Raw genomic sequence first — 11,886 nt, forward strand, 5'->3', positions numbered from 1 at the left:
ATCATGTTTGGCCGTCTAAAAGACTGGAGGCGTGTCGCAACCCGCTATGACAGATGTCCAAAGGTATTTCTGTCAGCCATCGCTCTCGCTGCAACTGTCTTATTCTGGTTATGAGTCCTGAGCCTAATCCCGCCGCTACCGTGGCAGATTTTCGCACCGCCTTTCTCACCCGTTGAGGCAGATGGATATCTCCGCATAGGCGCCCCGCTCGATTACAGCCACGTGCCAACACTAGGTGACGTAGGCTCCACCCGCGCGGAAAAGCGGCTAGTTGCATCTAGCTCCCAAGCGACTTGAGCAGAATTTCGACTTCGGCCAAGGTGGGGGCAGCGTCAGAGGCTCCGCGGCGTGTCGTCGCCAAGGCACCACAGGCATTGGCGATGCGCAGAGCTTTGGGCAGGCTGTCGCCGCGCGCTAGCGCAAAGGCAAGCCCCCCGTTGAAGCAGTCCCCAGCTGCGACCGTATCTATCGCGGTAACGTGCATGGCGGGAAGATGGCCTTCACCTTCGGGGGCTCGCCAGTAGACGCCACCAGCCCCCATCTTTATCACTGCAATTCGCAAGCCGCGTTCGATCAGGATGGACGCGGCGCGCGCGGCGCTGGCCGGGTCGATGGGGCGCAGACCTGTCAAGGCCTCGGTTTCGGTTTCGTTGGGGGTCATCGCGTCGACCGCACGCCATACCTCTGGGCCGAATGGCGCGCGTGGAGCAGGTGCCGGGTCGAACACAGTCATCCCTCCGGCTGCGCGCATCTTGCCAGCGGCTGCAAGCCCGGCCTCGAGCGGCGTTTCGAGCTGCAGCAGCAACACCTTTGCCGAGGCAAAGGCTGAATCAAGGCGCGCCACATCCTCGGCACTGATGGCCATATTGGCGCCGCCGACGACGGTGATCGCGTTCTCGCCATCCCGGGAAACCGCGATCAATGCAATTCCAGTCGGATGGTCCGGGTCTTGCCATAGTGGACCCGTATCCACGCCGGTCCGCGCCAGCCAGTCGCGGGCCATCTGCCCGAAGGCATCGGTGCCAGTTCGGCCGGCCAGTTTGGCATCTCCCCCCAAACGTGCTGCTGCCACCGCCTGGTTGGCGCCCTTTCCCCCAAGCGCGATAGCATAGCTTTCGGCATGGACGGTTTCGCCCGGCGCGGGCAGGCGTGCGCCATAGCTGGTGATGTCGACATTGACGCTGCCGAGGACGAGTATGCTCATTCTTGAGGTCCTGATATTTGGCCGACGGAGCTGCGCTCGATCAACTTCGGCGTAAGCCTGATGCGATCGGGTAAGTCCGCGTCGGTTTCGAGATGGTCGATAATGACGCTGGCGGCACGTTGGCCCAGATCTTGCATAGGCTGGCGGATCGTCGTGAGCGGAGGTGCGGTAAACGCCGCGATCTCGATGTCGTCATATCCCATCACGGAGATCTGGCCGGGAACTTCGATGCCGCATTGGTAGGCGGCGCTGAGCGCCCCCATCGCCATGACGTCGTTGAAACAGAACACGGCCTGCGGCCGTTGTTCTTGCGGAAGGGATAGAAGTGCGCGCATGGCGACATCGCCACCCGCGACGGTCGGGTCCGAGGCGATAGCGAGCGCGGGGTCGAAGTGAATACCGCGGCGCGAAAGTTCCTCGGTGAAGCCCTTGAAACGGATCGCCGAGCGGGAGTGTTCGAGCGGGCCTGTGATGCAAGCGATACGGCGAAATCCGCGCTCGGTCAGATAGGTGGCTGCTAGAGTGCCACCTGTCAGACTGTCATCGGCGATGGTGCTTGCAGGTGCCGCATCCTCATCGTCGAGTGCCACCGTCGGAACGCCGGAGGTCCTAGCAAGCTCGGCCGTCATGCCCGGCTGCTGGTTCGACGACAGTATAATTAGCGCGTCGATCCGCTTGGCGCGCAACGTATCGAGATAGGCCTGAACCTTCTCGCGGTCATCCTCAGAATTGCATAGGATCAGGCTGTAGCCACGTGTGAAGCAGGCAGTCTCGACACCATGAATTAGCTCCGCGAAGAACGGGTTCGTCGAAGAGGTCACGATCATTCCGATAGTGCGGGTGCGATGCCCTTTGAGCGCCTGCGCCACGCCATTGGGCGCGAATCCCCGTTCAGAGCTCGCCGCGCGCACGCGCTGCGCCGTCTCGGGCGAAACGAAGCGAGTGCTATTGACGACATGCGAGACCGTGCTGTTTGACACTCCAGCCACGCGCGCGACGTCTTTTATCGTGATGTTCTTTTTCATAATCCTCTGGGGAAAAGACGGCGCCGGGATCAATCCGGCGCCGCTAATGTCGCAATGAGCTTACTTGGTGATCAGCTTGAGGGGAACCGAGGTCAAGGCAGGAACCTTTTCACCCTTCATAATTTTGGCGGCGGCATCGATTCCCAGCGCGCCGATCTGGTCGGGTTGTTGCGCAACCGTCCCAGCCAAGGTCCCCGCCTCCACTGCTTTGATGCCGTCATCGGTGCCGTCGAAGCCGACGATGAAGATTTTCTTGCCCGAACCCTCGGTCGCCTTGAGCGCGCCCAATGCCATCTCGTCGTTCTGAGCAAAGACGGCTTGGATATCAGGGTTCGCCTGAAGGATGTTTTCCATCACGTTGAGACCCTTGGTGCGGTCGAAATCAGCGGGTTGGCTGGCGACCAGTTCGATCCCCTTGTCTGCGTCGATCGCCTCGTGGAAGCCTTTACCACGGTCGCGTGCAGCCGAGGTGCCCGGAACGCCCTGAAGCTCGGCCACTTTGCCCTTGCCGCCCAAGAGTTTGATGATCTCGTCCCCGGCCATCTTACCGCCCGCCACGTTATCCGAGGCGATATGGGTCGCGACCTTGCCACCATTGGCACTGCGGTCGAGCGTGATCACCGGCACATCGGCGCGGTTGGCGGTGCGGACCGCAGCTTTCACAGCGTCGGAATCGGTCGGGTTGATAAGCAGCACCTTGATGCCCTTGTTAAGCACGTCCTCGACATTCGACAGCTCTTTGGCGGGATCGTTCTGACTGTCGAGAACGATCAAGTCGAAGCCCATTTTCTTCGCTTGAGCTTCTGCGCCGTCCTTCAGGGAGACGAAGAAGGGATTGTTCAGTGTCGAAACAACGAGGGCTAGTTTGTCGGCAGCTTGGGCGGCAGTGCCAGCCCCCGCTAGAAATGCCGCAGTGGCGGCGAGGGCAAGAAACTTACGCATGATTAATCTCCTCCGATGGTTGCGTTTTCTTTAGGTTAGTTCGTTGCCTTGCCCCGGCTGTCGACCAGCACGGCAAGCAGGATTACGGCGCCCTTGGCGATCATCTGGTAGTAGGATGAGACATCCAGCAGGTTGAGCGCATTGTTGAGCACGCCGATGATAAGCGCGCCGATGAGGGTGCCGAAAAGGGTGCCACGCCCGCCCATCAGGCTGGTGCCGCCGACGACGACGGCGGCGATGGCGTCGAGCTCGTAGGAGGTGCCCGCGGTTGGCTGCGCGCTTTGAAGTCGCGCGGTCAGGACGATGCCAGCGAGCGCCGCCATCAGGCCAGAGATCGCGTAGACCGCCACCTTAACGCGACCCGCATTGATCCCGGCGAGTCGGGCGACCTGTTCACTCCCGCCGACGGCGTAGACATAGCGACCGAAGCGCATCTGCGAGAGCACGAACCAGCAGATCAGAAAGACCACGCCAGCAAGGATCACTGGCACCGGGATTCCAAAAAGATAGCCGCCGCCGAGATACCAAAAGGCATCAGCAGCTACACCTTCTCCCGCGTCGATCGGGCGGCCGCCACTAAACACTAAGGTTGCACCGCGCAGGGCGGTCATGGCGACCAGCGTAGCGATAAAGGGTTGGACCCGTCCGATTGAGACGATCAGACCGCTGACTGCGCCAAGCGCGGTCCCAAATAGGAGTGTGGCGATCAGCACGATGGGCAGGCTGAAATTCGCGCCGATCAGCGTGGCGCAGACGGCTCCGGTAAGTGCCAGCACCGAGCCAACGGACAGGTCGATCCCGGCGGTAAGAATTACGAAGGTCATACCGAAGGCGATAATCGCGTTGATCGATGTCTGGCGCAGGACAATCAGCAGGTTATCCGTCGTCAGGAAATGCGGGCTGAGCATGGTAACGACTGCCATCAAGATCAGAAGACCGATCAACGATTTTTGGGCGGCAAAAGCACGCATCAGGGTGCCCGCTGATGCGGGTTTGACAGTCATCGCGGCGGCGGCGCGTCCGGGGCCAGGGGTGCTCATATCTGGGGCTTCCTTCTCATTTACGCGACGGCGCGTTCCATAATCGCGTGCTGACTGGCCTCACCGCGTGCGAAGGTGCCAGTCAGGCGGCCTTGCGAGAGCACAAGGATGCGATCTGACAGGCCAAGCAGTTCAGGCATGTCCGAGGACATCAGCAGGACGCACAAACCGCGCGACTTCATCTCATTTATAAGGGTGTAAATCTCGCGACGCGCACCGACATCGACGCCGCGGGTGGGTTCGTCGAGAATCACAACCTTCGGATCGGTCAGCAGAGATTTTGCCAGAGACACTTTCTGCTGATTTCCGCCCGACAGGTTGCGCACCTCGGCTTCCATGTTCGGTGCCTTGACGGCGAAACGGCGCATATAGTCGTCGACCACCGACCGCTCTTGAGCGCGGCGCACCACGCCGCCCGGCGACAGTGTCGGCAGCGCGCTTAGCGCCATGTTTGTCCGAATTGCGTGCGGCTGAATCAAGCCATCAGATTTTCGATCTTCCGTAACGTAAGCAACTCCCGCACGCACGCCATCGCTGGGACAGCGCATTTTACGCGGATGTCCGTCGATCAGGATCTGGCCCGAAGCTGCACGATTTGCACCATAGATCGCGCGGCCCAACTCGGTTCGACCCGCACCCATCAGGCCCGCGAAGCCTACTACCTCTCCGGCATGGGCGATGAAGGAAATGTCGGAGATACCCTGAGCGGTGAGAGCTTTAACTTCTAACCGCACGGGACCGGGCACTTGCGCCGCGTAAGGATATTGATCGGTGATGTCACGCCCGACCATGTGATGGATCAGCTGTCCCTCGGTCAGATCGGCAACCTGGCCCTCATACACGAGGTGCCCGTCGCGCAGAACAGCGACGTCATCGCATTCGGCGAAGATTTCGCCAAGCCGGTGCGAGATGTAGATGATCGCCTTGCCCTCGGCTTTCAGGTGGCGGATTACCTCAAAGAGGATTGCTGTCTCGACATCGGTCAGGGCGTCTGTGGGCTCGTCCATGATGATAACTTCGGCCCGCTGCGACAGCGTGCGCGCGATCTCAACCATCTGCTGGGCGCCGACACCAAGGCGCTCGACCGGTTGACGCGGGTCAATATGATCCTGTCGCAGAGACGCCAGAAATCCGGCGGTGTCACTGCGCATTTGGGGCCAGTCAATCGGGCCGAAAGGGCGTCGAGGTTCGCGCCCGAGAAAGATATTCTCGGCCACCGACAGGCCCGGTAGCAGGTTCAGTTCCTGGTGGATGATCCCGATCCCGAGATCGATCGCCTGACGCGGATTGACGACGGCGACGGGGGCGTCCTTGAACAAGATTTCTCCGCCCGGGTCAGGTTGATGGATGCCGGTGACGATTTTCATCAGTGTCGATTTTCCGGCCCCGTTCTCACCGACAAGCGCTAGCACGCGCCCTGCCCGCGCTCGAAGACTAACGCCGTCAAGCACCCTGACATCCCCGAAAGTCTTTGAGATGTTGCGCAGTTCGAGAAGGGTTTTGCTCATGCTTGCCTCCTTAAATGGTGCCGTCAGAACAGCACCCCAGAATAGAGGATGACGTTCGCGAAGGGTGTGCATTCGCCGGTGCGCACGATGGCTCGGGCATTGCGCGTTGCATGCTTTAAGTCCTCGTGACTAATCCGTTCAATTGCGATTGGCGCGCCTTGCACCTCGGTGTGCGCATCCATTCGCGAGATCGTTTCGTCGTGAAGCTTGCGGCTATGTTCTGCGAACTCGGTTGCGATCTGGGCTCGTTCGATCTGCAGCTCGGCCATGATTGCGGCGAGCACATATTGGAATGACGGAACACCCGGGAGGAGGGACAGGTCGATGCGTTCGGGCCCGTCCGGTATTGGCAAGCCCGCGTCACATATAACGATGGCGTCCGTGTGCCCCATCCGTGCGAGCGCCCGACTAAGCGCAGGATTCAATATCCCATGTCGTTTCATTTGTCCTCCTCCGGAAAGCTCTCGCGCTGCCCTCTCAGCGTGCCTTCAAAGGAAAGATGTCTCAAGAAAAACGTTTGCGCAATCGTTTTTTTTCGATAACGACCCAATGTGGCGCAACACATCGTGCATATTACCCGGATGCTAAAAGTCTCGGTGCATTGGGGAAAAGCTCTTGTCCAAGCGCTTGAATGGCGCTCATGGTCAAGCAAGACCCACGGTTCCTGCGGAAATTGCAGCTGGATTCGCGGATGCCGGCTTGGATTCAAGCGTTAGACATCTGAGGGACGCCGGATCTGGAGCGGCGCCCGCCGCGAAAACCACAGCCCCCCCTCACGCCTGCGCAAAGCGCGGTTGCACCGCGCCATCGTGGCGGTCTATCGTCCGTCCAAATCCTATTTGAGGCGCCATATATGTTGACAGACTCCATCATCAACACCGCAACTGTGTCTATTGACCAGACTAAATCCGCCAAGATGTGCTAATCGGACGACTACGCCACCATTGTTTAAAAGTCAGACCAGCCCCTCCCATCCCGCGCGCAACGCCAAACGAAACGCGCCGGGTTGCCGGTCGGTCCATTTCAGAAAGGCGCGGTGAAAGGCGCTGGGTTCGCTATAACCCAGCTCCCCCGCGATATCGGCCACGCTCAGATCGCCTGCCAGTAGCTCTTGAGCGCGTTGGCAGCGCAACTCATCCTTGATTGCGGCAAAGCTCTGTCCCTCACGCCGCAGGCGCCGACGCAGGGTGGCAGGGCTCAGTTCCAACGTTTTTGCCAGCGCATCAAAACTGGGCCATAGCGGCGGCGGGCAGCCTCGCAGCCAATCGCGCACCGTCGCTGCGAGTCCTACATCGTGGCGATAACGCACAAGGATATTTGCCGGCGCGCCGCGTAGAAACACCTTCAGCGCCTGTTCTGACCGGTTCACCGGTAAAGCCAAAAAGTTCACATCGAAAGTGAGCCTATGGACCCGCGCATCGAAACGCACGGGTGCCCCAAAGAACTGCCGGTAATCTACACGATTTTCGGGCGCGGGACAGGCGATATCGACCTGTCGCAACGGGATCTGCCGCCCAATCAGCCAGCAGGCCAGCCCCATCAGGATCAGCCAATAGGTGCGATAGGCAAAGGCCACGCGCGGCTGCCCGGCATCGTTTAGGATGATCTGTGCCTCGCCGCTCTCAACTCGTAACTCCGCGCGCGGATCTTCCAACATGACGTTGAGAAACCGCAAAGCACGGCGCAGGGCACGCTCCAGATTCGGGGCATGCAGCACAGCGTGACACATCAGAGTGAAGCTCCCCGGACGCATTGGGCGCGCAGCGAGGCCGAAAAACTCGTCCTCGGCTGCAGCCGCCATCACTGTCCAAAGCCGCCCATACTCCTCACTGGTGACTAGATCTGTCACCGGATCGGATAGTCCCGCAGCAGCCAAAAGGTCCCCTGAGGCAAAGCCTTGAGCGCGCAGACACGACAGCGCGTCCTCGACAAAACCAGGCAGGATAGTGCGGCGTTCGATGATCTACTCCAAGGGTATGGCAAAATTGATCATTAATTTAGACCTCAAATGTCATTGTTTGCAATGCCGAGACAGATACACTTCCCGCGTAACGGTGGCCTGGCGCGATCATGCCCGGCCGCCAAGGGAGGAGATTTTCATGACAACACCCGTGACTGCGGGCCGGCCCGACTATGCCAAGGCCATGGCCCAGTTTTCCCTCGAAAACGCCCAAAAGTTGCTCAGCGGCGATCTGGAGACGGGGCTGAATGCCTGCGTTGAATGCTGCGATAGACATGTAGCCAGCGGACGCACCGCACTGACCTGGATCGCGACCGACGGGCGATTCGAAACCTACAGTTTTGCCGATCTTCAAGAGATGGCGGCGCGCGCTGCCAATGTGTTCTCGGACGCTGGCGTGCAGCCGGGTGATGTGGTGTCTGGACTGCTCACACGCACGCCCGAACTGATGGCAACGGTTCTGGGCGCATGGCGCGTTGGCGCGGCCTATCAACCGCTGTTCACCGCATTCGGCCCCAAAGCGATTGAGCAGCGTTTGACAACCAGCCGTGCCCGCCTCGTCGTGACCGACAGCGCCAACCGCGCCAAGCTCGACTCGGTGCCCAATGCGCCGCAAGTGGCGCTCGTGCGCGCCCCCGATGCCGATCTGCCGCCCGGCGATATCGATCTGCGCGCCGCGATGGCAGCCGCGAAACCCGATTTCACACCGGTCATGCGGCTAGGCTCCGACCTCATGTTGATGATGTCCACCTCGGGCACAACCGGCGCCCCCAAGGGCGTGCCGGTGCCGTTGCGCGCGATGATGTCCTTTGCCATCTATATGCGCGACGCCGTCGAGCTGCGCGAAGACGACACGTTCTGGAACATTGCCGATCCCGGTTGGGCCTATGGGCTTTATTATGCCGTGACGGGGCCTCTGGCCTTGGGGCGTGGCACGACCTTCTACGAGGGCGGTTTCAGCGCCGAGACGACCTACGATCTGATCGAAAAGTTGGGGGTGACGAACCTCGCAGGATCGCCCACCGCGTTTCGACTTTTGATCGCCGCTGGCCCCGAGGCCGCCGCCCGCGTCAAGGGCAAGCTGCGCGTCGTCAGCAGCGCGGGCGAACCGCTGAACCCCGAGGTGATCCGCTGGTTCGACGAACATCTGGCTGTGCCGATCCACGACCATTATGGTCAGACGGAACTGGGCATGGTGGTCAATAACCATCACGGGTTGGAACATCCGGTGCGGCCGGGTTCGGCCGGGTTCGCAATGCCGGGCTATCGGGTCGCGGTGCTGGACCCCGAGGGGAACGAATTGCCGACCAACCAGCCGGGCGATTTGGCTGTCGATATCGCCCGCTCTCCGCTTTTGTGGTTCACCGGCTATCACGGCAAACCCACGCCCGAGATTGCAGGCGGCTATTATCGCACCGGCGACAGCGTGGAATTCGCCGCCGACGGATCGCTCAGCTTCGTGGGGCGAGCCGATGATGTGATCACCTCTTCGGGGTATCGGATCGGCCCTTTCGACGTGGAAAGTGCGCTTCTCGAACATCCCGCCGTCATGGAAGCTGCGGTGGTCGGCGTGCCCGATCCCGAGCGGACCGAAATCGTGAAAGCCTTCGTCATCCTCTCGAAAGGAGTGGAGAGCAGCGACTCTCTGACAGAGGAACTGCGGCTGCACGTAAAGACGCGTCTTTCGGCCCATGCCTATCCGCGCGCCATAGATTTCGTAAGCGACTTGCCAAAGACCCCAAGCGGCAAGATCCAGCGTTTCCTGCTGCGTCGCGCGGAAGTCGCTAAACTCGATACAGTCTGAGAAGGAATGGAAATGCAGATCGAAGACAGAGTTTTCCTCGTCACTGGCGGCGGATCGGGCTTGGGTGCGGCGGTTGGTGAAATGATCGTTGACGCAGGTGGCAAGGCGGTTCTGCTTGATGTGAATATCAAAGCCGGAGCAGCCAAGGCAGACGCATTGGGGTCGAATGCGCGTTTCGTGCAGACTGACGTGACAAGTGATACTGAAGGGCAGCGCGCGATTGCGGCAGCCCTCGACGCATTCGGGCGGATCGACGGGCTGGTGAATTGCGCCGGGATCGCGCCGGGCGAAAAGATCGTTGGGCGCGAGGGCCCCCACAAGCTTGAAAGCTTCGCCCGTGCGATTTCGATCAACCTGATCGGCACGTTCAACATGCTGCGTCTCGCCGCTGATGCGATTGTCAAACAGGAGCCCGACGCAACGGGTGAACGCGGCGTGATCATCAATACCGCCTCGATCGCGGCGCAGGACGGGCAAATCGGCCAGGCGGCCTATGCGGCTTCCAAGGGGGGCGTAGCCGCGCTGACCCTGCCCGCCGCGCGCGAACTTGCGCGCTATGGCATCCGCGTCGTGACCATCGCGCCGGGCATTTTTGGCACACCGATGATGGCGGGGCTGCCACAAGATGTGCAGGACAGTCTCGGGGCATCGGTTCCGTTTCCGCCGCGTCTGGGTAATCCGGCGGAATATGCCTCGCTGGTGGCTGAAATTCTGCGCAATCAGATGCTCAATGGTGAGGTAATCCGCCTCGATGGCGCGCTGCGTATGGCGGCGAAGTAAACGTATTCCGGGAGAGTTAAGATGAGTGATCAAGATCCGATCGTAATCGTTGGAGCAGCGCGCACCCCGATGGGCGGGTTTCAGGGCGTCCTGTCCGAGGTGAACGCGCCCGATCTGGGCGCGACTGCCATTCAGGGCGCGCTCAAAGATGCTGGTGTTGCGCCCGAGTTGATCGAAGAAATCATCATGGGCTGCGTTCTGCCTGCTGGGCAGGGACAGGCCCCCGCGCGTCAGGCTGCGTTGGGGGCGGGTTTGCCGCTTGGCTCTGGTGCTACGACGGTTAACAAGATGTGCGGCTCGGGCATGAAAGCGGCGATGCTGGCGCATGATCTGTTAGTCGCTCAAAGCGCCGAGATCATCGTGGCTGGCGGGATGGAGAGCATGACCAACGCGCCGTATTTGCTACCCAAAATGCGCGGCGGGGCACGGCTCGGTCATGGGCAGGTGATCGATCATATGTTTCTCGACGGGCTGGAAGATGCCTACGACAAGGGCCGCCTGATGGGCACCTTTGCCGAGGATTGCGCACAAACCTATCAGTTCACCCGCGAAGCGCAGGATGCCTATGCGATCAGCTCTCTCGAACGCGCGCAGGCCGCGATTACCGAAGGCCGGTTCAAGGCCGAGGTTACGCCAGTGACAGTAAAAACCCGGCGCGGCGAGACCATCGTGGATACCGACGAACAGCCCGGCAATGCGCGCCCCGAAAAAATCCCGCAACTCAAGCCCGCATTTCGCAAGGATGGCACGGTGACAGCGGCCAACAGTTCCTCGATCTCGGACGGGGCGGCGGCGCTGGTGCTGATGCGCGCCTCCAAAGCCGAGGCACTGGGCCTGACGCCGCGCGCCCGAATCGTCGGCCATGCGACTTATGCCGACAAACCCTCGCTGTTCTCGACCGCGCCTATCGGGGCGATGCGCAAACTGTCGGCCAAGACCGGTTGGGAGCTTGCCGATGTCGATCTGTTCGAGGTGAACGAAGCCTTTGCCGTGGTCGCCATGGCGGCGATGCGCAATCTGGATCTGCCCCATGACAAGGTGAACGTGAATGGCGGGGCTTGCGCGCTCGGCCAGCCGATCGGCGCTTCGGGCGCGCGGGTGATGGTGACGCTACTGGCAGCGATGGAGGATCGCGGCGTGAATCGTGGCGTTGCTTCGCTGTGTATCGGTGGGGGCGAAGCGACCGCGATTGCCATTGAAAGGATCGCGTAATGCTGCTGGACGAAACGCATGAAAAGATCCGCGATGCGGCACATGATTTCGCCCAAGGCCGCCTTGTGCCCGGCGCAGCACAACGCGACCGGGACCACGCTTTCCCACGGGAACAACTTACCGAGATGGGCGAGCTGGGCTTTCTCGGGATGCTGGTGCCCGAAGAATATGGCGGGTCCGACATCGGCATCACAGGCTATGCGCTGGCACTAGAGGAAATCGCAGCAGGAGACGGAGCGTGCCCGCCCCTCATAAGTGTGCCTACCTCGGGTGGCTGCGTGCCCATCCTGCGCTTTGGCCCCGACGCGCAGACACGTCGCTTCCTGCCCCAACTCGCTCGTGGCGCGCGGGTCGGTGGTCTTTCCCCTTCCTAGCCCCAGTCGGGGGCGGCTGGTTCCGCCGCGCAGACCG

11 protein-coding genes and 1 pseudogene are annotated in these 11,886 nt (G+C 61.0%); 5 read left to right on the plus strand and 7 right to left on the minus strand.

Features of this window, described 5'->3' with window-relative positions; genetic code table 11:
* Positions 1 to 114, plus strand: a pseudogene (locus tag QZ571_RS17535) (IS5/IS1182 family transposase); the annotation flags it as partial.
* 163 nt (positions 115 to 277) lie between these two features.
* Here QZ571_RS17535 and rbsK read toward each other — a convergent pair.
* The 7 genes from rbsK to QZ571_RS17570 form a co-directional block, all read right to left on the minus strand.
* Complete coding sequence (gene rbsK / locus QZ571_RS17540) at positions 278 to 1,204, minus strand: ribokinase (protein ID WP_295537361.1); 927 nt, start codon at positions 1,202 to 1,204, stop codon at positions 278 to 280.
* A complete protein-coding gene (locus QZ571_RS17545; protein WP_295537362.1) occupies positions 1,201 to 2,229 on the minus strand; it encodes a substrate-binding domain-containing protein in 1,029 nt (342 codons plus the stop codon). The genes rbsK and QZ571_RS17545 overlap by 4 nt, the downstream gene beginning before the upstream one ends.
* A 60-nt stretch (positions 2,230 to 2,289) precedes the next feature.
* Positions 2,290 to 3,171, minus strand: coding sequence for a ribose ABC transporter substrate-binding protein RbsB (rbsB, locus tag QZ571_RS17550; protein WP_295537364.1), 882 nt, complete (start codon positions 3,169 to 3,171; stop codon positions 2,290 to 2,292).
* 35 nt (positions 3,172 to 3,206) lie between these two features.
* A complete protein-coding gene (gene rbsC, locus QZ571_RS17555) occupies positions 3,207 to 4,211 on the minus strand; it encodes a ribose ABC transporter permease (protein ID WP_295537365.1) in 1,005 nt (334 codons plus the stop codon).
* Positions 4,212 to 4,231: 20 nt separating this feature from the next.
* Positions 4,232 to 5,719 carry a sugar ABC transporter ATP-binding protein gene (locus QZ571_RS17560; protein WP_295537367.1) on the minus strand — a complete coding sequence of 496 codons (1,488 nt, stop codon included), beginning with the start codon at positions 5,717 to 5,719 and terminating at the stop codon, positions 4,232 to 4,234.
* 23 nt (positions 5,720 to 5,742) lie between these two features.
* Positions 5,743 to 6,162, minus strand: coding sequence for a D-ribose pyranase (gene rbsD, locus QZ571_RS17565; RefSeq protein WP_295537369.1), 420 nt, complete (start codon positions 6,160 to 6,162; stop codon positions 5,743 to 5,745).
* Between the two features lie 512 nt (positions 6,163 to 6,674).
* Positions 6,675 to 7,595, minus strand: coding sequence for an AraC family transcriptional regulator (locus QZ571_RS17570; protein ID WP_295537371.1), 921 nt, complete (start codon positions 7,593 to 7,595; stop codon positions 6,675 to 6,677).
* A gap of 268 nt (positions 7,596 to 7,863) precedes the next feature.
* Here QZ571_RS17570 and QZ571_RS17575 point away from each other — a divergent pair, with 268 nt between their 5' ends.
* From QZ571_RS17575 to QZ571_RS17590, 4 genes are read left to right on the plus strand one after another with little or no spacing between them, the layout of a single operon-like run.
* The gene (locus QZ571_RS17575) at positions 7,864 to 9,483 is read left to right on the plus strand and encodes an AMP-binding protein (RefSeq protein WP_366929971.1); all 1,620 of its coding nucleotides are present in this window, start codon (positions 7,864 to 7,866) and stop codon (positions 9,481 to 9,483) included.
* Positions 9,484 to 9,495: 12 nt separating this feature from the next.
* Entirely contained in the window at positions 9,496 to 10,263 is a 768-nt protein-coding gene (locus QZ571_RS17580; protein ID WP_295537377.1) for a 3-hydroxyacyl-CoA dehydrogenase, read from the plus strand.
* A 21-nt stretch (positions 10,264 to 10,284) separates the two neighbouring features.
* Positions 10,285 to 11,475: an acetyl-CoA C-acyltransferase gene (locus QZ571_RS17585; RefSeq protein ID WP_295537375.1), complete on the plus strand. Its 1,191-nt coding sequence runs from the start codon at positions 10,285 to 10,287 to the stop codon at positions 11,473 to 11,475.
* Positions 11,475 to 11,849 carry an acyl-CoA dehydrogenase family protein gene (locus QZ571_RS17590; RefSeq protein ID WP_295537376.1) on the plus strand — a complete coding sequence of 125 codons (375 nt, stop codon included), beginning with the start codon at positions 11,475 to 11,477 and terminating at the stop codon, positions 11,847 to 11,849. Before QZ571_RS17585 ends, QZ571_RS17590 begins: the two co-directional genes overlap by 1 nt.
* Positions 11,850 to 11,886 lie beyond the last annotated feature (37 nt).

Source organism: uncultured Thioclava sp. (assembly GCF_913064665.1).
Lineage (GTDB): Bacteria > Pseudomonadota > Alphaproteobacteria > Rhodobacterales > Rhodobacteraceae > Thioclava > Thioclava arctica.

What these genes read in the sequence shown, in the direction of transcription:
- rbsK (WP_295537361.1), bottom strand. Translation starts at nt 1,204, where the DNA reads ATGAGCATACTCGTCCTCGGCAGCGTCAATGTCGACATCACCAGCTAT.
- QZ571_RS17545 (WP_295537362.1), bottom strand. Translation starts at nt 2,229, where the DNA reads ATGAAAAAGAACATCACGATAAAAGACGTCGCGCGCGTGGCTGGAGTG.
- rbsB (WP_295537364.1), bottom strand. Translation starts at nt 3,171, where the DNA reads ATGCGTAAGTTTCTTGCCCTCGCCGCCACTGCGGCATTTCTAGCGGGG.
- rbsC (WP_295537365.1), bottom strand. Translation starts at nt 4,211, where the DNA reads ATGAGCACCCCTGGCCCCGGACGCGCCGCCGCCGCGATGACTGTCAAA.
- QZ571_RS17560 (WP_295537367.1), bottom strand. Translation starts at nt 5,719, where the DNA reads ATGAGCAAAACCCTTCTCGAACTGCGCAACATCTCAAAGACTTTCGGG.
- rbsD (WP_295537369.1), bottom strand. Translation starts at nt 6,162, where the DNA reads ATGAAACGACATGGGATATTGAATCCTGCGCTTAGTCGGGCGCTCGCA.
- QZ571_RS17575 (WP_366929971.1), top strand. Translation starts at nt 7,864, where the DNA reads ATGGCCCAGTTTTCCCTCGAAAACGCCCAAAAGTTGCTCAGCGGCGAT.
- QZ571_RS17580 (WP_295537377.1), top strand. Translation starts at nt 9,496, where the DNA reads ATGCAGATCGAAGACAGAGTTTTCCTCGTCACTGGCGGCGGATCGGGC.
- QZ571_RS17585 (WP_295537375.1), top strand. Translation starts at nt 10,285, where the DNA reads ATGAGTGATCAAGATCCGATCGTAATCGTTGGAGCAGCGCGCACCCCG.
- QZ571_RS17590 (WP_295537376.1), top strand. Translation starts at nt 11,475, where the DNA reads ATGCTGCTGGACGAAACGCATGAAAAGATCCGCGATGCGGCACATGAT.